We start from the raw sequence: 23,180 nt of genomic DNA on the forward strand, positions 1-23,180 counted from the left end.
GGCTTACTCCTGGCTTTCTTTGATTTCCACACGATACAGTTGGAAAAAATCTTCTTCCACTTCAGAATTCGGCAAGGCATTGAACCATAAGGCCCCATCCCTGCTCACCATCGTATTTCCTAATTTTTCAGGAAACTCAAAATCCGCCATCTTCTCCCCGTCTAGATTCATGATCTGAATTCGGTTTTTGTATTTCCCGGCAATTCGCTCATTAAAATCCCTGTAAGCCTGTTGTGAATTGACAGCCTGATATTCGGCTCGATCCAACTCATCATACCCCGTCGTATAACTGATCACCAAAAAATCACCCACCCGTACCAGCTTTGAAATGATTCCGTAACTCGGGTCAAAAGAAATCGCTCTAGGATCCGCCTTTAGGGGATCTTCCCCTTCATTCACCTGAAAATCGGTCAGATTAAGCGGAACTCGCTTGATGATTTGGTAAGGAGCTGCAAGTTCATACATTCTTAATACCGGCTCTCCGCCATTAATCACAACCAATTGATCATCGATCACTTCAAAGGTGGCCGATAGCATGCCTGGCTCATGGGATTGCCCATTTTGGAAAAGGCTCGCTGAATCTAACGAAAGAAATTGCTCCATGCTTCCCGTTCTTGGATCAATCCAAACGAGCTGTTCGAACTCATCGTAAAATTCCGGCTGCGTTTTGTTGTATTCTCCTCTTGCGATTAATCCGGTCATCAGCAGCTTATCGTTTACCGGATAAATTTCCCTCTGTGCGTCAATTCGCCCAGAAAAACTCTTAATCTCATCATCAGGAGTTTTGGCACTTTGAAGGAGATTTCCTTCAAAATCATACTCAAACACCCCAAACATGGACACTACCTGAACCCGATCTCTTTCCATAAGCCGTCCGGCTCCCATGGGAAAAGAACCAAAGCCATCGGGAGAATCCTGCTCTTTTACAAATTCTCCCAACTTATTCCCTTGAAAATCAGTCACCAAAAATGCCCGCTTTTGGATATCAAAAAACAATGCCCGCTGAAGACTCGGCTTTACATCCATAAAGGATAAATTTCCAATGTAATCTACCCGAATAGAATCCACAATCTCCAATTGTAAATTTTTAGCTTTGGAAAGATCGCTGGACTTCTCATTTTGGCAGGCAACGAACCAGGCGAAAAAAAGTAAAGACCAAAAGAAATTAGATTTCATAGTTTTGAGAGTTTTCACCTAATTTATTTGATAAAGTATTGATTCACAAATGAGCGCTATCGATTTTCACACCCATCAGCTTTCCGCATCCACGGTTATCCTCAATCGGGAAGGATTTGAAGGAGATGAGGCGTCTATTGAGTATTTTTCGATTGGATTGCATCCCTGGGCCTTGAGTGATAACTGGCGGGAAAAATGGGAAAAGTTGAAAAAATTATCCGAAAACCCCAATTGTCTAGCGATTGGGGAGGCAGGGTTTGACCGAATCAAAGGCGCTGATTTAGAGCTACAGCAGCCTGCTTTTGAATCCCAATGCCAACTCGCTCAAAAACTGAACATACCCCTCATTCTTCACTGTGTCAGAGGGCATGATTTACTATTAGCCTATTTAAAAAAGACGAAAAACCCTCCTCAGATCATTTGGCATGGATGGAACCTGAAACCTCATCTAGCGGAAGAATTACTCGACTTTCCGGTTTCTTTTTCCTTTGGAAAACAGCTACTCCTCCCTGAGTCCAATGCTGCAAAATGGTTGACCCGCTGTCCTGGGAAACGAATTTTTTTGGAAACCGATGATTCTAATCTAGCCATCGCTGAAATTTATAAATCCGCTTCCTTAATTTTGCAGCTTCCTTGTGAGCAGCTTGCGCAGCTTACCAAGGAAAACTGGAACCGAATATCAAGTAGAAAATTGCCATGAGTGAATTTGCCTGGCTGAGCCGAACCGAACTCATTACCGGAAGGGCCGGATTGGAAAAACTTTCCCAAAAACACGTGTTGGTCGTCGGACTCGGGGGTGTGGGTTCATTTGCTGCAGAATTCATCTGCCGATCCGGAGTGGGTCAAATGACCATCATTGATGGAGATACCGTAGACATCAGCAATGTCAATCGACAACTTCCCGCCACCCAAAAAAATGTAGGGCAATCCAAGGCTGAGTGGATGGAGGAGCGCCTTTTGGCGATCAACCCATCGCTGAGACTCACCACTATTGAGGAGTTTTTGGACCCAGGGGTAATGTCGAAGCTTTTGGAAGAAAATGTATTCGACTACGTAGTAGATTGCATTGATAGCTTCTCGCCCAAACTACACCTGATTGAAGGAGCTTACAAAAGGGGCTTTCCTTTGGTCAGTTCTATGGGCGCCGGAGGCAAAGTGGATCCCACCAAAATCCAAGTGGTAGATATTTCTGAAACCTACGAATGCAAGTTGGCGAGAATGCTCCGCAAAAGATTGAAGAGCCGAAAAATCTATACGGGTTTTAAAGCGGTATTCTCCACCGAACCAGTCATTAAAGAAAGCTTGATGATGACCGATGGATCAAATTTCAAAAAATCTGCCTACGGCACCATGTCCTTTTTGCCGGCGGCATTTGGATGTTCCTGTGCAGCTACAGTCATTAATGATTTATTAGCTTCCTGATTCGGCAGGTAAGAAATGGTAAAGAAAAATCAATACTCCGGTAAATGCCGGCTTTCGCTGATCTTTGATCTCTAGCTTCACTTCCACTTCAGCTTTGACCGTTCCGCGGAGATTCGCCACATTTTTAAGTTTGGCTACCAGCCTGACCTCGCTTTCTACCGTCACCGCTTGCGCAAATCGAAAAGACTCAATCCCATAATTGATCATCATTTTGAGGTTTTCTACACTCACAATCTGCTCCCATAAAAAAGGAACAATACTCAGTGTGAGATAGCCATGGGCAATGGTATTTCCAAAAGCACCTTCAGATTTGGCCCGCTCTGGATCGGTATGAATCCATTGGTGGTCATGGGTGGCATCAGCAAAAAGATTAATTTGATCTTGGGTGATTTTAAAATAATCGGAAGTACCTAATTCTTTTCCGTTGTACTTTTCAAAATCTTCAAAGCTCTTAATTATGATGGGTTTCATTCAAACAGAAGTGATTTGAGCCACAAGAACCTAAGTTTTTTTTGGATTTACAAATCTAAGGTTCTTGAGGACTAACTTCTTTTTTTAATCAAATTACAGATAAGTGTATTCCAAAATATGCGTAAAAAATATTTGAAAAATTAGTAGTTTTTATAAACTGAAAATCTTTTTTTTCACAAAATATTTCCTGTTAATTATGATTTCTTCATCGATTTTGGGCTTGATTTTTTTGATCTTACCCGATCTTTCCGATACCCTATCAACTGATACCGTCCCTGCTTTTCATTCCAAAATCAAAGAAAAGAAAACCATTATTTTGGAAGAAGACTTTAGCTATACTGAAAAAGTAGAAAAGGAAATTCAGGTACTGAGCGAAGAGGGGCTCAGCCATGCATTCACTTCGCTCCAATACGACAATCTTAGCGAAATCGTCGATTTTTACCTGGAGGTGCGGGATCCAAGCACAAAGAAAGTGTTGGAAAAAGCTAAGTTAAAAGACATGACTGATGCGGCGATTTATTCGACCACGAATATTTTTGACGACAATCGTCATAAATACTACCGGATATACTCAGGAAAGTTTCCGATTGAAGTTCAAATCAGGTACGAAACCCGGATGAACACTAATTTTTACTTTCGCGACTGGATACCGGTTCATCGATATTTCCAAAAAGTGGAAAAATCAGAACTTGAGGTAATTTATCCTCAAACCTTGGGGTTTCGATTTAAAGAAATAAATCTGACAGGGGAAAAGAAAGAGGAAAAACTTCCTGAAGGAAAGATAAGGCTTCACTGGATCGAAAAAAATCTTCCTGTTCAAGGAACTGATTTCAAATCCGAGGAGGATCATAAAATTCTGATGGCCCCATCCCGTTTTTCGGTGGCTGGAATCCAGGGAACCATGGAAGATTGGTCAGGCCTAGCAGCATGGCAACATGAACTGAACCGAAACCGAGATAAGCTCCCAAAAGAATTTGAGAAAAAAGTACTCTCCATGATTGAAGGCATGGATGATACTTATCAGCAAGTGTCTGTACTATACGATTATTTACAGCAAAATTTCCGCTATGTAAGCATCCAGTTAGGAATCGGAGGTTGGCAAACCATGAGCGCATCCGAAACAATTAAGCATGCTTATGGGGATTGTAAGGGTCTGACCAATTTGATGAAGTCCATGCTTCAGATAGCAGGTATCCCTTCCAATTACACCTTAGTTTTTGCCGGAAAAGATGCTGATGACATCGAAATAGATCTACCATCTATCCAGTTTAATCATGTGATACTTCAAGTCCCTACTGATCAAGATCCGATTTGGTTGGAATGTACTTCCAATCAACTTCCAGCAGGGTATTTAGGATCCTTTACCAGCAATCGCCATGTCCTGGTCACCCAAGAGGGAGGAGGATATCTGACTAAAACGCCTGATTACAGTGCAGATCAATGGAATCAAATAAAAAGTATTACCAAGCTTGAGCTCGATGAGCAGGGTAACGCCAAAATATCTTCTAACCGAAAACTGAACGGGAATTTTGCCCAAGAAGTAATGGAGGTAAAAAAATACCTCGATCATCGAGAACAACGGGATTACTTCCATCGAAACTCACCGGTATCGGGATTGATTGTGTCAGATTACGAGCTTTCAATTACAAAAATAGATTCTCTTCCCATCGCTCAATTAACTTACCATGGCTATGTGCAGCGATTTGCCCAATCTACGGCCAAACGGATGATCCTTAGGCCGTTTCTTGGAAATATTACCGAGGATATGTTGATCCATCGAAATTTAGACCTGGAAGAATCCTATTCCATTACTCTACCCAGCGATCTTTCCTTTGAAGGAACCCTAGAAAATATTTATCTCCAAGAAGACCAATTTGAGGTAAACCTTTCTTACCAGCTTTCTGATCGACTCCTCCAAGTCACCCGGACTGTAAAGATTTCTTTCCCAGATAATGTTGAAAAGGAACAACTAGAGTCCATGCTAAAAAAAGTAAACCAATTCGGCCATAACAGCTTTTATTTCACCAAACCTACCACTAGTATCCATTAAAGGCATGAAAAAAATTACCTTACTTTTCCTTTTGTTCTCTTTTCTCGGGGCGGTCAAAGGACAAAAAATGAAAATGGGAGATTTTTCCCAAGAAGAAATCGAGTTGAAGGAAGTGGCTTATGAAAAAGATGCCAAAGCAGTCGTATTGTGGGAGGAAGGAGATTCCCGCTTTTTTTCAGACTTGCTGGTCACAAGCTATTATTTCCGCTTAAAAATTCTTTCCGATGGAGCCAAAGATAGAGGCGATATCAGAATCCCTTTTTTCCATGGAGAAAATGGCATAGAAGAGGTCAACTCCATTAAAGCTCAAATCACCAACTTTGAAAATGGAATCAAACAAGAAACAAAATTAAAAAAGGAAAATATTTTTAAAGTCGACCTTGGGAATGGCTGGCACGAATACAGGATTAGTTTTCCTGATGTTCAAGTCGGATCAATTCTAGAATACTCCTATAAAAAGACCGATAAAAACATCACCTTTCTAGATGGGTGGGCCTTTCAAAATGACATCCCCACGCTTGCGAGTAGCTACCAAATTACGATGATCCCTCAATTGGAATACCGAATGATCGGCCAAGGGGAAAAATATAATACGACGACAGAAAAAGTCCAAGCCAACGGAATTTACAGCTGGACTTTAAGGGACCTTTATTCTCTGAAAGCGGAGCCTTTTATGAAGAATTATGGAGATTATCGAGAAAAAGTTGAATTCCAGCTTGCCCGATATCAACATGCTGCGACTACTTCAGGACCGGAATGGACAAATGTCCTCAGTGATTGGGTAGAACTGGGCAACGATGTCCTCGATCTCTACCAAGAAAAGGGCTATTTCCGATCCAATCCAATCGAAAAAGAACTAATCAATGAGGATTTTGAAGGGGTTACCGAACTTGAAAAAGCCCAACAAGCCTACTATTGGCTTCGGGATAATTTCACCCTACAAAAAGAAACTGGATTTACGCCAGACCAGTCTCTTTCACAACTACTCAAATCCAAAACCGGAACGGCCGAAGAGCTAAATTTAGCGTATATGGGCGTTCTCAGGTCCTTAGGAATTACTTCCCATCCCATATTAATCGGTTCCAAAGGAAACGGCCGCAGTTATTTGGTACCTTTTCCCTTTCTCAATCAATTTGATGAAATTTTGATTCAGGCAGAACTTGACGGAGAAATCCATTTTTTAGATTTAAGCGATCCTTTGGCACCCTTCGGCTATGTAGATTTAGAAAAACATGTGACGGGCGGTTTACTTTTGGTCAAAAATCAAAGTGAACTAGTTCCTGTCAATATCAAGCATAATTCCAACACCATTTTCTATTCCGAAATCAAACTGGATACCAGCCAAAACCTGGTAATGGAGAATTTACTCAGAGCCCACTACTATGAAGGCTTAAAAATTGCTCATATCGCCAAAAACTTACAAGACAAAAAAGAACCTCTTGAAAACTTATTCAAAAAACAGGATGGATTGACTTTTTCTGAAGTAGAAATCATTGATGAGCTTCAAGATAAAAATTTAATTACCACCAAATTTAAAACTGTCCTGGATATCAATCCCAACGAAGAATACCTTGCATTTAAACCCTTTAGTTTTTCAAATTACGCCCAAAATCCATTCACTCAAGATTTTAGAGTTTTTCCGATAGATTTTGAATTTGCGTACTCTGAAACGTACTCTGCCAAAATTGAAATCCCTGTGGGCTATGAACTTGATGATTACCCACTGGAAGAACGAATTTCTATTGCGGGCAATCCGGTGATTTTTTCCTATAGTCCTCAAGTCGTCGGAAACAGTCTGATGGTAGTGGCAAAGTTTCAAATCAAAAATCCGCTTATCCACCCCAATTACTACCCTGATCTTAAATATTTTATGGAGTCTGTAGCCTCAAAACTTAGTGCCCCAGTGATTTTTAAGAAAACCGCTAAACCCTAACGCTAATGAGACTAGCAATTGTAAAACAAATCCGATAGAAAAAGAAAGAGGATCTGCTTATCTATTTATCATTTGATAGGTTTACAGAAAAAATTCTATGCCCCACTACATTCACGGCTACCTCTCCGAAGAGCAGGAGCGATTGCTGAATCAAGCCGGAACCTTGGCATCCTTGATCTATCCCTGGATCGATTTTACACCCGCTAAAAAACTGCTCGAAATCGGATCTGGGGTAGGCGCACAGAGTAAAATTTTACTGGAGCTTTATCCACAAATTGAACTGACCTGTGTCGAATTGGAAGCAAGCCAAATCCAAAAAGCTCAAGCAAACTTAGCTGGGTTTTCGAATCGGAAAATCGACTTTGTTCTCCAAGACGGCCAGCAGCTTAAGCTGGATAAATCCTTTGATTCGATTTTTATCTGTTGGGTTTTAGAACACGTGTCAAAGCCACTTGAGGTGTTAAATCGGGCTTTTGCTCACTTGGATCCAGGAGGAATCATTTATTTGACTGAAGTTTTCAACTCGAGTTTTCACTTTTTGCCAAGACTCCAAGGATTGGCGGATTATTATGAGGCATACAATGACTATCAAACAAAGAATGGTGGAAATCCCGATGTAGGATTACAGCTAGGTAACCTTCTTCAGCAATCGGGATTCAAAGAAATAACGCTACATCACGGGGGCTTTCATCTCGACCAGTCACAGCCGGAGTCCCTGGCGAATCTATGTGACTATTGGAAGTCACTTATGAAAAGTGCAGCCGAAGGAATGATCAAAAGTGGCCTAATTTCGGAATCGGGGATAACTCAGATGGAAAAAGACCTCGACCAACTCAAAACAGAAAAAAATGCGGTATTTTTTTACCAATTTGTACAGGCAAAAGCAATCCGATAGCTATGAAATGGTTTCGACGAATAGGAAAATTCATCCTTAAATTAACCCTTTGGTTTTTTGTCGTCTCAATAGGTTTAGTACTTATTTACCGCTTTGTGCCGGTTCCTATTACTCCGCTGATGGTGATTCGATTAGCTGAACAAAGTTTTGATCAAGAGAAAGAAATCAAGCTTCAAAAAGATTGGGTTTCGCTGGATAATATTTCAAAAAATGCTCCACAGGCAGTCTATGCCGCTGAGGATCAAAAATTTTTGGAACATCATGGATTTGACCTTGAAGCCATGAAGAAAGCTTGGGAAGGCAACAAGCAAGGAAAAAACATCAAAGGAGCGAGCACCATTACCCAACAGACGGTCAAAAATGTATTTCTCTGGCCTAATCGCAGTTACATCCGAAAGGGTTTGGAAGCTTATTTTACTGTTTTGGTCGAACTCATTTGGAGTAAAGAACGAATTATGGAAGTGTATCTGAATGTTATCGAAATGGGAGAAGGCATTTATGGAATCGAAGCTGCTGCCCAGCATTACTATCAAAAACCAGCCAGCAAGCTCAATCGTCATGAGTCAGCGATGATTTCGGCGGTTTTACCCAATCCCAGACGTTGGAATCCAAACCGCCCCACCCCTTACATCATCGGACGACAAGCCTGGATTCTTCGTCAAATGAATAACCTTCACCCACTTGGGTTTGGAACTTAAAATTAAACTTTTCAAAGGCCATTTGCACTTTTCTGAAAAAAGTAGGAGAAATCTGAAACAATTTTCAAATAGTAGATTCATTATTTCCTGCCCACTCGTCAAACTCAAAATTTTATTTGCTTTTGAGGCAAATTCAAGCTTCAAAATCAATATTACCTAAGCGTTAACCCGCCATAACCTTGGGATAAAAATCGCTTATTTTTTAACGGATTTGAGGAATAAAAAAAGCAAGATTTTTTTATCCACATTTTCAATAATTTATCCACATTCCCTAAGAAGTAGGACATAAATACTTGATTTTTAATACTTTGAGCACCAAAATATTTTACTGATTTTGTGGATAATACGGGCTAACTGAATTTTCTATGGAAAAAACCGATTCGAAACAGTGGATAATTCCAAATTCCAAATTTTATTCTAAAGTAAACTTAATCCTGCTTTTGTCGGATCAAACGCTTGCGGTATGAATTAAAAATTCTAGACTTGGAAACAAAGCCTAAATAGACCCCATCCTCTACCACAGGGAGATTCCACGCACCAGACTTTTCAAACTTATCCATCGCTAATTGCATATTTTCATTAGAAAATAGAATTTCTGGAGGACTATGCATTAGCGTTTTAACCTGTAGGGTATCCTGTTTATCGGCATCAAACATAATTTCTCGAATATCATCTAGGGTAAGAATTCCCCGAAGCCTTTTATTCTCATCAACCACAGGAAAAATATTACGCTTTGAAATTTTCACCAAATCGATCAAATCGCGCAGGTAAGCCTCCGGATGAATCGGTAATAGATCCCGTTCGATCACATGTGAAATATCAATCATTTCCAGTAATTCCTGATCTTTACTTTCGGGCAGTTGACGGCCCTTTTCCTTTAGTTGCTGGACATAGATGCTGTCCTTTTGGTAATACGTCGTGGTGATGTATGAAATCGCCGATACAAACATCAAGGGGACAAAAAGCTCATATCCCCCGGTAATTTCGGCGATCAAAAATATCGCAGATAAGGGTGCGTGTTGAACTCCTGCCATTACCCCACACATGGCAACCAGGGTAAAATGAGCTAGAGGAAGGGGAATATGAAAACCAAAGAGGTTTTTACTGTAAGCAAATAAAAACCCAACAATTCCTCCCACGTAAAGCGAAGGAGCAAAAATTCCACCCGACCCACCAGCGGCTAAGGTAAGAGCCGACGCAATCGGCTTGAGCAATATGATCAAAGCCAAAAATATTAAAATTAAATACGGGTTTTCGATGGCGGAGAAAAATGGACTTTTCTCCAATATTTGATTGGCATTTCCTTCAATAAGCAGGTTCAATGTATCGTAGCCCTCCCCATAAATAGGAGGAAAGAAGAACAGCAAAAAGCCCAAAAACGCCCCTCCATAAAGAATTCGTATCCCTTGGCTTTCCAAGCCTTCCATTACTTTTTCAGTCCGCAGGACTGCTCTACTGAAGTAGAGTGAAACCACCCCACAAACCATCCCCAAGAGTAAATAATAGGGCATATGAGCCGCTACAAACTGATCCTGCAGATTGAAGTTAAACGTTTCCTCTCCACCGATAAGCAGCATGGAGGTCAAAGATCCCATCACCGAGGCAATCAATAGCGGAATGAAACTTCCTGTACTGATTTCCAACAGAATTACTTCGATCGCAAAAATTACAGCACCAATGGGAGCACCAAAAATTGCCGAAATTGCACCTGCAGCTCCACATCCAATAAGTAAGGTTCTTTTTTTAGCATTGAGGTGAACGAGTAGCCCCATATTGGAACCGATAGCCGAGCCGGTTACCAGCATGGGGGCTTCCAATCCCACAGATCCACCAAAGCCCACAGTTAAGGCGGAAGTGAAAACCCGGCTATAGGTTTTCACTCTGGGGATGATGCTTTGCTTTTTAGAAATGGTAAATAATACGTCTGGAATGCCATGCCCTCCCAGGTCTTTAAAAACATATTTACTCAATAGAAATGCCGCCGTAATCCCTACAATGGGATAAATGATATACATGAAATTGGCATATTCTACGTAAAACCCTTCGGTCAACAGCTGCTGAATGAAGTGGACTACTTCCTTTAAGATCACTGCTGCTAAACCAGAAAGCACACCAATTATCCCGCTGAGAATCAAAATAAAGCTTTGATTGCTCATGTGACGGAGACGCCAAATCAATAGCTTAGTAATAAAGTCCGTTTTAGCCAAAAGTCCTGAAAATAAATGCGAGAATACAAAGTAAAAAAACCTATTGCGGAAAGGAAAAGAAACACTTATTCTTTTAACAATTCTTCATCTAAGGTCAGCAAACAACCCAGAACCAAGGAAGATGCTGAGACAAAGAACTCCGGATCAATGTTTTTATACTCATCACTCGGCTGATGATAATCGGGGTGGTCCTCTACTCCAAAGTAGAGGTGAGGAATTTTTTCTTCAAAAAATGCTGCGTGATCAGAAGACCGCGTCCAGTCGTCTGCCCCCGTACCGGGGACATCATGTCCAAAGAGCAACTTAGGTGTGGAATTTTTTGCCAAAGGTTCCAAAATTGTTTTCAATTCGGGGTAATAATGAGTTCCTGAAACATACAGCTCCCCTTTTTCATTTCTGGAAATCATATCCATATTGAGGTTCAACACCACCTGATCCAGTGAAAAGGGGAAGTCTCGAACCAATGCCCTTGCTCCCTGCAAACCCAATTCCTCCGCATCAAGGGCGGCAAATATCATCCCATGCTTAGGGGGATTTTTGGAGAAATAATCAGCAAACTCCAAAAGTGCGGCAGTCCCAGATGCATTGTCATCGGCCCCATTGTAAATCGAGTCTCCTTGAGAATTTTTACGCCCAATCCCCACATGATCAAAATGTGCGGTAACCACAATTACCTTTTTACTTTCAGTCCCCGGAATAAAAGCGACCACATTTACTCCTTCATATTTTTTTTGTCCATTGCCCCGACCTTGGAAAGAAAAAGACTGCAGGAAATCCGAATAATGGGTATCGAGGTTTAACTCCCCAAACCGCTTTGCGATAAACTCTCGAGCCTGCTGATTCCCAGCCTCTCCCGTTCTTCTTCCAGCTAAATCATCCGAAGACAAAAAAACCATACTTTTGATCAAACTGCGCTCGTTGAGCAGTTGAGCATTGGACTGACTGACTAAAAATAAACAGACACTGAGGAGCAGAACTTTACGATAGATGTGCATGAAGAGACGAAAATTACGTTATTTAACGCTGTGAAAATACAACCTTAAGATTCAACGTATTGCTTTATTGATGAAATATTTCCTTTGGATCAGTTTTATTCTAGTCGGAATTCCTACACTTGCGCAGGGCAATCTTCCCATTTCATTTTTTGAGGGAAAATCAGTAGTCCTGATTTCCACAGACCCAAGTGCCAGACCCGTCATGGACTGGAAAGTAGTAGCGGACTCTGTTCATCAGGCATTGGTAGCTGCAGGAGGAGACCCGGTAGCCTATTATGAAATCGAGCAAGTCGCTCTTTCTGAAGAAGTCCAAAGCGCTTATGCCAAAGGGTTTGAGCAACGAATGATCAAAAACATCCTATTGGTTACCCGGCAAAAAAACCAATCTAGTATTCATGTAGGGGAGTTTAGCGGTGATGGAAAAATCATTAATTCTACCTCACTTTTTGGAGTGAGCGGTGCTAACCTCCAAGAGGCTAAGGATTCTTTTGCAGCTCTTGGCCAAAACCAAAGAAGTAAGAACCTCTTGGTCATAGATGTACCCGAATTCCCGGGTGTAGAATCCGAGTCCGGAACTGCACCTGAGGAAGCTTCGGGTTTTTTGGCTAGAAATCCATTAAATCTTGATGTTTTTAAACTAGGAATCCCAATAGAAGGGTCAAGCGCCCAAACTGGTCTTCTGAGCTATTTCAGGTATGATCTTTTCGGAAGGTCTCAAGAGGCTATCCTTGCACAACAAGAAGCCCAAAAAACCCAGATTCAGGGAATTCTCGATCAAGAGTACCCCTACCAGGTTGCCTGGCTCACGGAAGCAAAATCTGATGAAGAACTGGTCAGAGACCGAACTCAATTTTTATTAGTGAGAGTGGAAGGAAGGGAGTCAGACCTTAAAAAAAGCATGGGACTGGAATCTAATCCAGAAACCCAAACCCAAACCGTAGTCAAGTATTACATCAAACTCATTGTTAGAGATGAGCTGTATATTGGTCCGGTCTGGGATGCAGATCCCGATTGGCGAGTGGCATTGAGAAATTTTTTGCAGAACCTCCAAAAATGATAAACCTCCCTACAGAAGGGAGGTTTAGTCGCTAATTAAACTTAGGGTGATTATAGCAACTTTTACTGTCTATATAGTACAATTATCTGTATCTAAAATTCTTTAACTAAAGAGCGGATTTATTTTCAAAAATCCAACTAGTTGCATTTTTTTTTATTAAAATCGGTACTTTTTCAAGATTTTTTGCCAAAACAATTGGCTTAAAAAAGATTTTTATTCAAAAATGGAATCAAAGCCAATACAATCGCCTGTGCATAATAGGATCTGCGATCCAAGGCTCCCTTGGTCAAAATTCCTACCGAGCCTCCTCTTTGCTTGGAGTTTTCCTGATCAAAAAACTGATCATCCGCATGCCCAAGCTCCATTCCCGAATCAATCAATTCAGCAATTGCTTTAGGAAGGTAGAAGATGGCGGTTTTAGCCTGACTAGATTTACCTTCCGAATTGATAATATAGATCCAGGCAAAAGCATTCATCCCTAGCTCATCAGTTGCAACTCCTCCTTCGATTCCCACCCAAAAGTCTCCCTCTGGGAAAATCCGCTGAGCACTGAGGGCACGGTTTTTTGCCCCTAACCGCGTCTCCTCATCGCCCTTGGGCTGTGCCGAAACATCCGAATAAGAACTCACCCCATTGATATGAAAACCCTTGTTGAAGGCCAGCGTGAACGCATCTTCGGCACTGTAGATTTTTACTGGATTTTTACTACCGACAATGACCAGTGGTTTTTCTGTCGGTTGAAAATTTTGTCTTTTTGGTAAATTCATAAAAAAAAGCCTAAGCAGTGCCTAGGCCATATTAGTGTACACATTATTTACATCATCATCTTCTTCCATTTTCTCGATCATCTTATGGATAACCTCCTCCTGCTCCTCGGTGATTTCGGTAAGGGTGGTAGGAAATCGTTGAAAATCCGCTGAAATCACTTCTATCCCTTTTTCTTCAAGGGCCTTCTGCATCATCCCAAAGTCTTCAAACTCAGTATAGATGTAGATTTCTCCCTCATTCTCATCAATATCGGTTAGTCCAAAATCAATTAATTCCAGCTCCAACTCTTCCAAATCATGAGACTCCAATTTAGTAAAACGGAAAACCGCCTTATGATCAAACATAAAACTGACCGAACCCGATGTCCCTAGCGAACCCCCAGCCTTGGTAAAGTAAGACCGCACATTTGCCACAGTACGATTAATATTATCGGTAGAAGTTTCCACCAATACCGCGATACCGAATGGGCCATAACCTTCGTATACAATTTCCTCGTAGTCTTTCTCGTCCTTATTTGAGGCACGCTTGATTGCTGCCTCTATCCGATCCTTGGGCATTTGAGCCCCTTTAGCGTTCTGAATGAGTGTTCTCAGCCTTGGATTGGAAGTTGGATCCGGTCCACCTGCTTTTACAGCCATCACGATTTCTTTACCGAGTTTGGTAAAGACCTTGGACATTTTGTCCCACCTTTTGAATTTTCGTTCTTTTCTGAATTCAAATGCTCTTCCCATGAAATTCTTTGATTTTGGCTGGTAAAAATAAGAAATCTTTTGGGAATGAAAGCTTTCGATTTTTTTCACCTTCAAGGCAAAGAATTCACCTCATTCTTTGTCCAAAGGCCTCTTAAAATCGTAAACGTAGGCAAACCCTTTCCTATGAATGCTTTTTCCACTACCCCGCTTCCCAATATCCCTCCATCCCAGTTTCCCAAAGTGGTGATTATCGGAGCAGGTTTTGCCGGACTCAAGCTGGCCAGAATGCTCAATAAAAAGCCTTTTCAGGTTATCCTCTTGGATAAAAACAATTACCATCAATTTCAGCCGCTTTTTTATCAAGTAGCCACGGCAGGTTTGGAGCCTAGTGCGATCAGTTTTCCACTCAGAAAGATTTTGCACCATTCCAAAAATGTCATTTTCCGAATGTGTGAAGTCAAATCCATTGATCGCTCAGTCAATCGCGTTTTTACCGACGCTGGATATGTGGAATACAATTATTTGGTTTTGGCAATGGGTGCAGATACCAATTATTTTGGTTCGAGGAGTATCGCAAATTTTTCCTCCCCGATGAAAACGGTCTCCGAAGCCCTTTATATCCGAAATAAAATCATTTCCAATTACGAAAAGGCGATCAACATCCAAAAACTGGAAGACCGAAGATCCCTGATGAATGTGGTCATCGTCGGAGGTGGTCCTACTGGGGTGGAGCTCGCCGGAGCAATGGCTGAGCTACGCAACAATGTCCTTCCTAAAGATTATCCAGAGTTGAGTTTTAAAAACATGAAGGTGGTACTCATTGAAGCTGGACCCAGTCTGTTGGGAGCCATGTCCGAAGAGGCGAAAAATCACGCCCTGAAATACCTCCAACAACTCGGGGTGGAAGTTTTGCTCAAAACCATGGTGGAGGATTACGATGGACATCGGGTCTACCTCAAAGGTCAGGCTCCGATCGAAACGCAGACTTTACTCTGGGCAGCTGGCATCAAACCCAACCGAATCGAAGGGCTGGAGGAGAAGAGCTATGCTAAAAATGGAAGAATTATCGTTGATGAATTTTCGAAAATCAAAGGAACCGAAACTATTTTCGCCCTTGGAGATCTTAGTTTGATGCAAACTGAAGATTATCCGCTCGGCCATCCTCAAGTAGCGCAAGTCGCTTTACAACAAGCCAAAAATTTAGGAAATAATCTACCGCTAATCCAAGCAAATAAAACACCCGTCAAATTCAAATACAAGGACCTCGGATCCATGGCTACCGTAGGGCGGAAACTCGCCGTAGTGGATTTGCCTTTTGTGAAATTTCAGGGAATCCTAGCCTGGATTACCTGGCTTTTTGTCCACCTGATGGCCATTCTGGGGGTGAAAAATAAGTTGTTGATCTTTCTGGATTGGTCCTGGAACTACCTCAGCTTTGATCCCAGTTTACGGCTGCTGATCAAGCCCAAGTATGTCAAAGAATCGGAACGAAAGGAACTGATTGAGGAAAAATAACATCTCTTCCAAGAATTAAGACTTATTAAGAAATGAGGATTAAACGCGATCTGATTTTTAGGGTCTAAGTATCAGAACTTAATCAAAAACAACATGAAAAATTGGATGATTGCCACTGGATTACTACTCCTAATCAGCATCAGTAGCATGGCACAGCAAAGAAACAGGCAGGAAAGACCTGACCCCGAAACCAGAGCCAAAATGATGACCGAACGAATGGTCGAGCAGCTCGGACTCAATGAGGAGCAAAAGGCGAAAATTCTAGCCATCAACCTCGAAAATGCTCAAAAAAGGGAGGCTAAGATGGCCGAGCAAAAAGCTGAAAGAGAAGCCAGAAGAACACAAATGCAGGATCAGGAAAAACAAATCATGGAGGTCCTGACCGAGGAGCAAAGACAGAAATGGATTGAACTTAAAGAAACCCGAAAAAATCGAAGTCCCCGAGGTGGAATGATCCATGACCGGGAAGAATTCCGGAAACGCAGAGGCGGAGGAATCAACTAAACCAACATTAAACCACCTGGAGACTGGTGGTTTTTTATAAATTGAAAATCCCAACTTAATTTTTTAATTAAAAAGATTTTGAATATTTTTAAAGTCTTTTTGTGGTTCTACCCTTAAGTTAGTGAGGATATAAGTTTAAACCACCGTTAAAGAATAGTATAGCACTCCTAAAGTTTGTAAAAGTACGGTATCCTCTACCCACTGTTTTAAGTTCTTGAATTTTACCATTTAGGCGTTCAGCCATTGCATTTGAGATTCGTTCTGTCAAAGCATTTATAACTCCATTTAGATGGCTTTTAAACATATTTACCACTTTGTCTATTTCAGCGATCTTTCTGCTGTAGGCATTGGTCATCCATTTGAGCAAGGACGAAGTTGCAAACAAAGAGGAAGATCCAAAGAGGTCTTTAAAGTTCTCTCGAACTTGCCAAGCTTTACTCACTTCGTAATTGGCATCGGCAATGGCTTCAAAGTGGAAACGCTGTTTCTCGGTAAGATTCTCGGGGTTCTTAAGTAGGACATAGCGGCTGTTTTTCAAGTCTTGGTGGTTTTTAACTTCGCTTCTACGCACTTTGTCGATGGCCTCATTGAGGTACTTGACCAGATGGAATCGGTCGTGGACAATAGCGGCGTTAGGTAGAATCTCCTGAGCTGTCTGCATGTATGCTTGCCACATGTCCATCGATATCGCAGACACTCCTTCAAGCTGTTTTTCAGTCAAAGACTTATTGAGTAACTTCTTACAAGTTTCTTTTGTCCGGTCTTCTTCCACGTCTATAACGCAACCTGAGTCAGGATGACTCAATACGGTGACATAGTTATGACCTTTCTTGAAGGACTTCTCATCAATGCTCAAGTGGTCAAAAACGATCTGATCATACGATCTACGATCCATTCCTCTTTTGACACTACGGTGCATGATAGAGTTGACCACATTAAAGCCGCAACGCATAAACTTAGCGGTTTTGGTCTGGTTTTTACTGGCTTTCAGTAGGTCTATGACCGCAGTTTCAAACAAGAACGTAGTCCGGCCATAATCGGAGGCCCAATTAGGCTGAACAGTCTTTACCTTACCACTGGGTGTAATAATCCGAGGAAGTTTACACCTGAGAAAGGTTCTATATTGCATGGTGTCTAAATGACGCCATTCTCGAACCGGTGCATGTTCGTAAACCTTGCAAAGCTCTCCAGTTTCAGCATCTTCTAATTGATCCAAAATGCACGCAATTTGAATATAGATCTCTTCTTGTTTAAAATCAGTTTCTACCGATTCAACAAACCAACCATCCTCCAGTTGTAGCAACTTGGTGAAAAGTCCCTCTGTAAACATCTTTTTGCTCAAAAGTAATCATTCCATTAAATTCAGGGTAGAACCTAATTTTTAATTGAACAGCCTCGGCATTCTATTGTGACCTACTATTTTCGATTAAATTATCTTAAGTTATTTAATTTCCTCTTTAATTTCCAAGGAAACCATTACTGTCTTATCTTCTCGTAGTTTTTGCTGATTTTTTTGGAAAAAATCATGAATGTTTCCTGGCTTTATTTCTACTTTCTTGCCTGAAAATTTCTCAATGTAATCGTTGTAAAACTCAATCGAACTGATGGCAAAAACTAATTTTCGTTGATCTATTGTCCATGGGATATTTCTTATTCTCATCTGATCAAGGTCATTGTTGATCGAGTTAAATTGTGAGATTAAGTTAAAGTCTTGATCAAGGAAAAAATAATGTATCCCTTTGCCTGATTGTATCACCGTAAGGATATAAAAATCGCCTAGTTTAGCAAAGAGAGATAGGTCTTTGACAAGATTATTTTCGAGGGCATAGAGGTGGGTTAGTTCCCTAGAGATATTTATTTTTTCTAGAAATTCTTGGTCGGTATAATTATACCTTCCGAAATCAAAAGAGATTAATTTTTCAAAGTCTAGTTCTTTATTGAAGAATACTACATCTGTAGTATAAGGAATGGAAAATACAAAACCATCGTCAAAGTTTGAGGTAAATGTATTGTGCTTTCCAAAGTGAAGATTTTCAAATCCTTTTTTAATCTTTACTGATTCCTCTATCAATTGCCCCCCACTGTAAAGTATAAAATTTGATTCCGAATTATCTTTTACATTATCCATGAAATACAATTCCTTGTTTTTAACTGAAAGGAATGCGGAGGAATTTATCGGAATTTTTTCTTCTTCTAGAAATTTATTATTGGGAGCAAAAGTCAAGATTTTTCTTAGACTCCTATCTAGGATTTTTAAGGTATCTTGAAATACTTGAAAATCCTCCATTTGAATAAATTCACCTGGCCCTTCGCCGCTGGGTTTGAAAACAAAAAGGGCCTTTCCTCTTCGATCAAACTTGTGAAGGCTATTTGTAAGAATATCTTGGACAAAAATATTTTTCTTGCTAAAAATGAATTTATAGGAATCAGCTAAAGGGATAGAATCAAAGTCATCCAAGAGTAAATAATGGATTGATTTTGTGAAGGTTGATAAGTTTTTATTTCCGCTTAAATCAAGATTTAAGGGGATTTGGGTTTTTGGGTTACTCGTTTGGAACTGACATGAAAAAAATATCCATAGAAGTAAAGTTGGGATAAGCCATAATTTTTTGTTCATGAATTCTTTCATTTATTTTAAAAAATGCTGCCTTGACAAAAAGACAGCATTTTTTTAGAATTTAGCCTATGCCTCCAGCTTCGTCACAAAATTTTTGTCCTGATACATCACATTCATTGATGCCGTCAAATAGGCAACGATAAACTTGGCCACCGTTTTTACAATTTACTGGTTGATACTTGTAAATAGCATCAGCCATCCCTATGGATGAAAACCCAAATACCCCAAGGGTAAGTGCAAAAAGCGAAAGGGATCGCTTCATTCTACTACGATTAAACATAAAACTAATTGTTAGATTAAATTTGCTCATGGCGAGCGGTTAGTCATCCGACTAACTTTTCACAACATATTATTATTATTATTATTATTATCCAAAATTTTAAACCAATCTTTTTAATTCCACTCTTCCGTCTATTTCTAATATGACTATTCGTAATGTTACACGTATGGATAGACAGCCGCAATAACGAGTCTGTTAAACAAGTTTTCTCAAAAGTTTCTTCTGTTGAGCTTGTAAGCAAATTCATCCAGATAGTTTTGCAGGTATTTTTCTAAAACCATGTGACAAATCCCCAGGAGATTTTTCTTCAGGTTGCTGATCGCTGTATGTACTCAATTGAGCGTTCCATTCGCTGAATCCTTGGAGGATTTCACTTTGACGTGCTCCTCTACCATTTTTTCCTGCCGTTAAAACGGCTGGCAAGAGAATCGTACGTCACTCCATGACTTTTCGCATCGCCTCTGTTCGTACCTGCGCGAACAGGAATGAGTTTTATTGCGAGTTCTGTCGCACCATTTATGCGACAAACTATTTTAAAGGCAGGGAAAAGAAGAGTTTTGGCTAAAGCCCATAAACAACTCCAGGTTTTCTTGTAGAATGGGCTAAAGCACCATCCTTATTCAAAAAATCCAAATAGTGAATTCGTGGCTAAAAAAGAAGCCACAAATTCACGAATTATTTTCTTGTCTTAATGCAAAGTAAATAAAAAATGTACCTTCCCTACAGGACTCCCAGGCTAGACTTGAGCCATTTTTCCAGCCGTTAAAACGGCTGGAAAAAAAATCGCACCTCACTCCGTGACTAATCTTTAATTAGGCTATGATTGAACGGTTTTCGTTGAAATCGCCTAAAAACCAAGTTTCATTTCCTTCCGTCTCCTTTCTCCGGTCTTCCCTTCTCATTTCTTATCTCTTGATCTTTGCCTCTCGAAACGCCACTAATTTTATTTGAATTATTCTGCCCCTGTTCGTGTCTTCACGAACAGGGAGAATCTGATTGATGTCAGTTTCATTTGCTTCTGTCTCCGGTTTCCCCTCTTTATTCTACTCTAAAATTCAATCTTCCCCAAATATTCCGAATTGCTAAGGATGTATGATTTCTTCTAGATGTTATATTGGCTAAAGGCAAAATAGACATGCCAAGGATAGTCCCTGTTGGCTTCCGCAGGGTCAACTCCTGCCAGCCCCTCCGACCGTCTGAACGTCTTTTCCACCCAGATGTGTTTTCCCTGCTCGGGCTGGTAAAGGACGATAAAGGTCTCGTCAAAAGTCATACTTCCTGACTCAAAAGCCTACAATACCCCTTAAACCAACTCCCAAGCAGATGAAATTAATCGAAGCCATCCAAAAAAGCTAGCTTGGGTGCCTCATCGCACAAAACAGGAAATAAGGACAGAATCCGTTCTCAATTCGAAGGAGGCGCACAATTTGCCACTAGCTTGGCGCTTACTTCGAAAATTGCGTTTGAAAATGGACGGGTCAAACAGGATAATTTTGATAGCTACCAAATCATCCGAATGCCTCAATCTCCCAAAAAAATCCACGTACATATTATTGATAGTCAAGAAAAACCAACGGGCGTGGGCGAACCCCCTGTTCCCCCATTTATTCCCGCATTTTGCAATGCAGTTTATAAATTAATTGGAAGTCGAGTGTATGAGTTACCGGTGAAAATTTCTTAAAAAAACTCCTCCAAAGAGGCCTTCGATAGAAAGGAGGCCTCTTTAATTTTCAATGGATTTAATGATTTTTGCAGGCACACCTCCCACCACCGTATGGTCAGGCACATCCTTGGATACCACTGCTCCTGCGGCCACCACACTGTTTTCTCCAATAGTTACACCCGGTAGAATCATAGCTCCAGCTCCTATCCAAGCATTTTTCTTGATCAATATTGGAGAAAGAATCAATCCCTTTCTCGTTTTAGGATTAAGCGGATGGTTTTCAGTCACCAATTTTACTTGTGGTGCTATTTGCACATCGTCTTCGATAGTAATTCCACCCAGGTCTAAAAAAGAACAGCCGTGATTGATAAATACATTCTTTCCGATTTTGGTGAATTTCCCAAAATTGGTAGTAAAAGGAGTAAAAATTACGGTTCCTTCATCCAATGCCTCGCCAAAAAGTGCTTTAAAAATTGGCCTACACTCCTGAAAATCTCCTGAGGCATTCAATTTTGCGATAAGTTTGAGGGACTTTTCAACTTCTTGGAAAACGTGATCAAAGATGGGATCATCTTTAGCAATAAGCGTATTCGATGCGAACCTTCTTTGTATTTCTAGGATACTCATAGCATAAGGAATCTTTGATTTTGGATGAATCTAAATTAAACCGAATTTTTAAACTAAAGCAAAAAAAAGCCGCCCCTCCGGACGGCTTTCTTAAAACTATGGATTGGAATCGACCTTTTGGCTTAAAAGATCAATCGACTCTTGGAATTTCGTCTTCCACTTGGAAATAGGACTCATCCTTTTGAGGCAAAGCGGAGGTTCCCATCAGATATTCGTCCACTTTGACGGCAGCCTCTCGGCCTTCGGATATCGCCCATACCACTAAGGATTGTCCTCTCCGCATATCCCCGGCTAGGAAAACCTTAGGATGAGTACTTTGGTAATTTTTGGATTTGGGCAGCGTGTTTTCGAGCGTCTCGACACCAAAAGCATCCAGCAAGCCATTTTGCGCCGGTCCCGTATAACCAATAGCGATAAAAGCCAAATCGCAAGGCACTATTCGCTCAGTACCCGCAACTTCTTCAAAAGTCATCCGGCCGTCTTTATCCATCCATTCGATATCCACCAGTTTCAATCCCGTGACTTCTCCTTGATCCGTTCCAACAAATTCCTTGGTTAAAATGGAGAAAAAACGCTCTGCTCCTTCTTCATGGGAACTCGAGGTTTTTAGGGTCATGGGCCACTCCGGCCATGGGTTTAAATGGGTTCGTTGTTTTGGAGGTTTAGGCAATAGCTCCAATTGAGTAACTGAAGCCGCTCCATGACGATTGGAAGTACCAATGCAATCGCTTCCCGTATCACCACCACCGATGACGATCACGTGCTTCCCCTTGGCTGAAATCGGATTTTCTTGGATTTCACCACCCACTACCTGATTTTGTTTTCCTAAAAAATCCATCGCAAAATGGACCCCCTTCAGTTCTGAACCTTTGATGGTCAATGACCTAGGATTCTGGGCTCCTGTAGCAAGTACCACCGCATCAAAATTTCGTAAAATATTTTCTGCCTTGATATTATAGCCTACATCTGTACCACAGGTAAAAATCACTCCTTCCTGTTTCATCAGCTCGATTCTACGGTCAATTACCCACTTTTCCAATTTAAAATCCGGGATACCGTAGCGTAGCAAACCTCCGGGTTTGGCATCCTTTTCAAAGACAGTAACTTCATGACCCGCCTGATTCAGTTGGTCGGCGGCCGCAAGCCCTGCAGGTCCAGATCCAATAACGGCCACATGCTTATGGGTCCGGGTTTGGGGAGGGTTTGCTTGAATCAAACCCAGTTCATAGGCTTTTTCTGCAATGGATTTCTCTATGAGTTCTATGGTTACCGGATCCTTATTGATTCCGAGTACGCAAGAGGCCTCACAAGGTGCCGGACAAATTCTTCCGGTAAATTCCGGGAAATTATTGGTGCTTTTTAAAATCCGGATCGCTTCGGCCCAATCTTTCTGGTAAACCGCATCATTAAAATCCGGAATCACATTGCCTAAGGGGCAACCCTGATGACAAAATGGTATCCCGCAATCCATGCAACGAGCTGATTGATGATTCAGCTTCTCCTCAGAAAAGGGTTGATAGATTTCTTTATAATCTCCCACCCGCTCTTGAGGATCCCTGCTAATTGGAGTTTCTCTTTTAAATTGTATAAATCCTTCTTTGGCTCCCATC

22 protein-coding genes and 1 pseudogene are annotated in these 23,180 nt (G+C 41.0%); 10 read left to right on the forward strand and 13 right to left on the reverse strand.

Going from position 1 to position 23,180, the window contains the following annotated elements; translation table 11 throughout:
- Positions 1–3 precede the first annotated feature (3 nt).
- Positions 4–1,176, reverse strand: a complete 1,173-nt coding sequence (locus Q0L00_RS12950) for a hypothetical protein (protein WP_297337304.1) — start codon at positions 1,174–1,176, stop codon at positions 4–6.
- 49 nt (positions 1,177–1,225) lie between these two features.
- Between Q0L00_RS12950 and Q0L00_RS12955 the strand changes: the two genes are divergently transcribed.
- Together Q0L00_RS12955 and Q0L00_RS12960 are read left to right on the forward strand one after the other, a co-directional pair.
- Complete coding sequence (locus Q0L00_RS12955) at positions 1,226–1,876, forward strand: TatD family hydrolase (protein ID WP_297337305.1); 651 nt, start codon at positions 1,226–1,228, stop codon at positions 1,874–1,876.
- A complete protein-coding gene (locus Q0L00_RS12960) occupies positions 1,873–2,598 on the forward strand; it encodes a tRNA threonylcarbamoyladenosine dehydratase (RefSeq protein WP_297337306.1) in 726 nt (241 codons plus the stop codon). The genes Q0L00_RS12955 and Q0L00_RS12960 overlap by 4 nt, the downstream gene beginning before the upstream one ends.
- On the opposite strand, the gene Q0L00_RS12965 is transcribed toward Q0L00_RS12960, so the two are convergent.
- Positions 2,587–3,069 carry a MaoC family dehydratase gene (locus Q0L00_RS12965; protein ID WP_297337307.1) on the reverse strand — a complete coding sequence of 161 codons (483 nt, stop codon included), beginning with the start codon at positions 3,067–3,069 and terminating at the stop codon, positions 2,587–2,589. The genes Q0L00_RS12960 and Q0L00_RS12965 overlap by 12 nt on opposite strands.
- A gap of 196 nt (positions 3,070–3,265) precedes the next feature.
- Between Q0L00_RS12965 and Q0L00_RS12970 the strand changes: the two genes are divergently transcribed.
- From Q0L00_RS12970 to mtgA, 4 genes are all read left to right on the forward strand, one after another.
- The gene (locus Q0L00_RS12970; protein ID WP_297337308.1) at positions 3,266–5,119 is read left to right on the forward strand and encodes a DUF3857 domain-containing protein; all 1,854 of its coding nucleotides are present in this window, start codon (positions 3,266–3,268) and stop codon (positions 5,117–5,119) included.
- A gap of 4 nt (positions 5,120–5,123) precedes the next feature.
- Complete coding sequence (locus Q0L00_RS12975) at positions 5,124–7,052, forward strand: DUF3857 domain-containing protein (RefSeq protein WP_297337309.1); 1,929 nt, start codon at positions 5,124–5,126, stop codon at positions 7,050–7,052.
- A 97-nt stretch (positions 7,053–7,149) separates the two neighbouring features.
- Entirely contained in the window at positions 7,150–7,947 is a 798-nt protein-coding gene (locus Q0L00_RS12980; RefSeq protein ID WP_297337310.1) for a class I SAM-dependent methyltransferase, read from the forward strand.
- 2 nt (positions 7,948–7,949) lie between these two features.
- Positions 7,950–8,645, forward strand: coding sequence for a monofunctional biosynthetic peptidoglycan transglycosylase (gene mtgA / locus Q0L00_RS12985; RefSeq protein ID WP_297337311.1), 696 nt, complete (start codon positions 7,950–7,952; stop codon positions 8,643–8,645).
- A 428-nt stretch (positions 8,646–9,073) separates the two neighbouring features.
- Here mtgA and Q0L00_RS12990 read toward each other — a convergent pair whose 3' ends face one another.
- A complete protein-coding gene (locus tag Q0L00_RS12990) occupies positions 9,074–10,801 on the reverse strand; it encodes a chloride channel protein (protein ID WP_297337312.1) in 1,728 nt (575 codons plus the stop codon).
- A 116-nt stretch (positions 10,802–10,917) separates the two neighbouring features.
- On the reverse strand, positions 10,918–11,847 hold the full coding sequence (locus Q0L00_RS12995) for a M28 family peptidase (protein ID WP_297337313.1): 930 nt from the start codon (positions 11,845–11,847) through the stop codon (positions 10,918–10,920).
- A gap of 70 nt (positions 11,848–11,917) precedes the next feature.
- Here Q0L00_RS12995 and Q0L00_RS13000 point away from each other — a divergent pair, with 70 nt between their 5' ends.
- On the forward strand, positions 11,918–12,904 hold the full coding sequence (locus Q0L00_RS13000) for an NTPase (RefSeq protein WP_297337314.1): 987 nt from the start codon (positions 11,918–11,920) through the stop codon (positions 12,902–12,904).
- Between the two features lie 200 nt (positions 12,905–13,104).
- Here the strand turns inward: Q0L00_RS13000 and yjjX are convergent, their stop codons facing one another.
- Together yjjX and Q0L00_RS13010 are read right to left on the reverse strand one after the other, a co-directional pair.
- A complete protein-coding gene (yjjX, locus tag Q0L00_RS13005; RefSeq protein ID WP_297337315.1) occupies positions 13,105–13,671 on the reverse strand; it encodes an inosine/xanthosine triphosphatase in 567 nt (188 codons plus the stop codon).
- A 21-nt stretch (positions 13,672–13,692) separates the two neighbouring features.
- Positions 13,693–14,403 carry a YebC/PmpR family DNA-binding transcriptional regulator gene (locus Q0L00_RS13010; RefSeq protein ID WP_297337316.1) on the reverse strand — a complete coding sequence of 237 codons (711 nt, stop codon included), beginning with the start codon at positions 14,401–14,403 and terminating at the stop codon, positions 13,693–13,695.
- A gap of 144 nt (positions 14,404–14,547) precedes the next feature.
- On the opposite strand from Q0L00_RS13010, the gene Q0L00_RS13015 reads away from it, so the two are divergent.
- Positions 14,548–15,879, forward strand: a complete 1,332-nt coding sequence (locus Q0L00_RS13015; RefSeq protein ID WP_297337317.1) for an NAD(P)/FAD-dependent oxidoreductase — start codon at positions 14,548–14,550, stop codon at positions 15,877–15,879.
- Between the two features lie 93 nt (positions 15,880–15,972).
- Positions 15,973–16,383 carry a DUF4890 domain-containing protein gene (locus Q0L00_RS13020; RefSeq protein ID WP_297337318.1) on the forward strand — a complete coding sequence of 137 codons (411 nt, stop codon included), beginning with the start codon at positions 15,973–15,975 and terminating at the stop codon, positions 16,381–16,383.
- A gap of 118 nt (positions 16,384–16,501) precedes the next feature.
- On the opposite strand, the gene Q0L00_RS13025 is transcribed toward Q0L00_RS13020, so the two are convergent.
- From Q0L00_RS13025 to Q0L00_RS13045, 5 genes and pseudogenes are all read right to left on the reverse strand, one after another.
- Entirely contained in the window at positions 16,502–17,713 is a 1,212-nt protein-coding gene (locus tag Q0L00_RS13025; protein ID WP_297337319.1) for an ISL3 family transposase, read from the reverse strand.
- Between the two features lie 111 nt (positions 17,714–17,824).
- The gene (locus Q0L00_RS13030) at positions 17,825–19,012 is read right to left on the reverse strand and encodes a 6-bladed beta-propeller (RefSeq protein WP_363318547.1); all 1,188 of its coding nucleotides are present in this window, start codon (positions 19,010–19,012) and stop codon (positions 17,825–17,827) included.
- A 49-nt stretch (positions 19,013–19,061) separates the two neighbouring features.
- Positions 19,062–19,262 carry a hypothetical protein gene (locus Q0L00_RS13035; RefSeq protein WP_297337321.1) on the reverse strand — a complete coding sequence of 67 codons (201 nt, stop codon included), beginning with the start codon at positions 19,260–19,262 and terminating at the stop codon, positions 19,062–19,064.
- Between the two features lie 176 nt (positions 19,263–19,438).
- Positions 19,439–19,624, reverse strand: a pseudogene (locus Q0L00_RS13040) (transposase); the annotation flags it as partial.
- A 758-nt stretch (positions 19,625–20,382) separates the two neighbouring features.
- Positions 20,383–20,553: a hypothetical protein gene (locus Q0L00_RS13045; protein ID WP_297337322.1), complete on the reverse strand. Its 171-nt coding sequence runs from the start codon at positions 20,551–20,553 to the stop codon at positions 20,383–20,385.
- Between the two features lie 84 nt (positions 20,554–20,637).
- Between Q0L00_RS13045 and Q0L00_RS13050 the strand changes: the two genes are divergently transcribed.
- Positions 20,638–20,961, forward strand: coding sequence for a hypothetical protein (locus Q0L00_RS13050; RefSeq protein WP_297337323.1), 324 nt, complete (start codon positions 20,638–20,640; stop codon positions 20,959–20,961).
- Positions 20,962–21,003: 42 nt separating this feature from the next.
- On the opposite strand, the gene Q0L00_RS13055 is transcribed toward Q0L00_RS13050, so the two are convergent.
- Together Q0L00_RS13055 and Q0L00_RS13060 are read right to left on the reverse strand one after the other, a co-directional pair.
- Positions 21,004–21,570 (reverse strand): sugar O-acetyltransferase, encoded by a 567-nt coding sequence (locus Q0L00_RS13055; RefSeq protein WP_297337324.1) that lies wholly within the window; start codon positions 21,568–21,570, stop codon positions 21,004–21,006.
- A gap of 130 nt (positions 21,571–21,700) precedes the next feature.
- Positions 21,701–23,179, reverse strand: coding sequence for a glutamate synthase subunit beta (locus tag Q0L00_RS13060; RefSeq protein ID WP_297337325.1), 1,479 nt, complete (start codon positions 23,177–23,179; stop codon positions 21,701–21,703).
- Between the last annotated feature and the right edge of the window lies 1 nt (position 23,180).

This window comes from Algoriphagus sp. (genome assembly GCF_024305035.1).
GTDB lineage: Bacteria > Bacteroidota > Bacteroidia > Cytophagales > Cyclobacteriaceae > Algoriphagus.

Coding starts and splice junctions, on each gene's coding strand:
- Q0L00_RS12950 (WP_297337304.1), bottom strand. CDS start 1,176: ATGAAATCTAATTTCTTTTGGTCTTTACTTTTTTTCGCCTGGTTCGTT.
- Q0L00_RS12955 (WP_297337305.1), top strand. CDS start 1,226: ATGAGCGCTATCGATTTTCACACCCATCAGCTTTCCGCATCCACGGTT.
- Q0L00_RS12960 (WP_297337306.1), top strand. CDS start 1,873: ATGAGTGAATTTGCCTGGCTGAGCCGAACCGAACTCATTACCGGAAGG.
- Q0L00_RS12965 (WP_297337307.1), bottom strand. CDS start 3,069: ATGAAACCCATCATAATTAAGAGCTTTGAAGATTTTGAAAAGTACAAC.
- Q0L00_RS12970 (WP_297337308.1), top strand. CDS start 3,266: ATGATTTCTTCATCGATTTTGGGCTTGATTTTTTTGATCTTACCCGAT.
- Q0L00_RS12975 (WP_297337309.1), top strand. CDS start 5,124: ATGAAAAAAATTACCTTACTTTTCCTTTTGTTCTCTTTTCTCGGGGCG.
- Q0L00_RS12980 (WP_297337310.1), top strand. CDS start 7,150: ATGCCCCACTACATTCACGGCTACCTCTCCGAAGAGCAGGAGCGATTG.
- mtgA (WP_297337311.1), top strand. CDS start 7,950: ATGAAATGGTTTCGACGAATAGGAAAATTCATCCTTAAATTAACCCTT.
- Q0L00_RS12990 (WP_297337312.1), bottom strand. CDS start 10,801: ATGAGCAATCAAAGCTTTATTTTGATTCTCAGCGGGATAATTGGTGTG.
- Q0L00_RS12995 (WP_297337313.1), bottom strand. CDS start 11,847: ATGCACATCTATCGTAAAGTTCTGCTCCTCAGTGTCTGTTTATTTTTA.
- Q0L00_RS13000 (WP_297337314.1), top strand. CDS start 11,918: ATGAAATATTTCCTTTGGATCAGTTTTATTCTAGTCGGAATTCCTACA.
- yjjX (WP_297337315.1), bottom strand. CDS start 13,671: ATGAATTTACCAAAAAGACAAAATTTTCAACCGACAGAAAAACCACTG.
- Q0L00_RS13010 (WP_297337316.1), bottom strand. CDS start 14,403: ATGGGAAGAGCATTTGAATTCAGAAAAGAACGAAAATTCAAAAGGTGG.
- Q0L00_RS13015 (WP_297337317.1), top strand. CDS start 14,548: ATGAATGCTTTTTCCACTACCCCGCTTCCCAATATCCCTCCATCCCAG.
- Q0L00_RS13020 (WP_297337318.1), top strand. CDS start 15,973: ATGAAAAATTGGATGATTGCCACTGGATTACTACTCCTAATCAGCATC.
- Q0L00_RS13025 (WP_297337319.1), bottom strand. CDS start 17,713: ATGTTTACAGAGGGACTTTTCACCAAGTTGCTACAACTGGAGGATGGT.
- Q0L00_RS13030 (WP_363318547.1), bottom strand. CDS start 19,012: ATGAAAGAATTCATGAACAAAAAATTATGGCTTATCCCAACTTTACTT.
- Q0L00_RS13035 (WP_297337321.1), bottom strand. CDS start 19,262: ATGAAGCGATCCCTTTCGCTTTTTGCACTTACCCTTGGGGTATTTGGG.
- Q0L00_RS13045 (WP_297337322.1), bottom strand. CDS start 20,553: ATGACTTTTGACGAGACCTTTATCGTCCTTTACCAGCCCGAGCAGGGA.
- Q0L00_RS13055 (WP_297337324.1), bottom strand. CDS start 21,570: ATGAGTATCCTAGAAATACAAAGAAGGTTCGCATCGAATACGCTTATT.
- Q0L00_RS13060 (WP_297337325.1), bottom strand. CDS start 23,179: ATGGGAGCCAAAGAAGGATTTATACAATTTAAAAGAGAAACTCCAATT.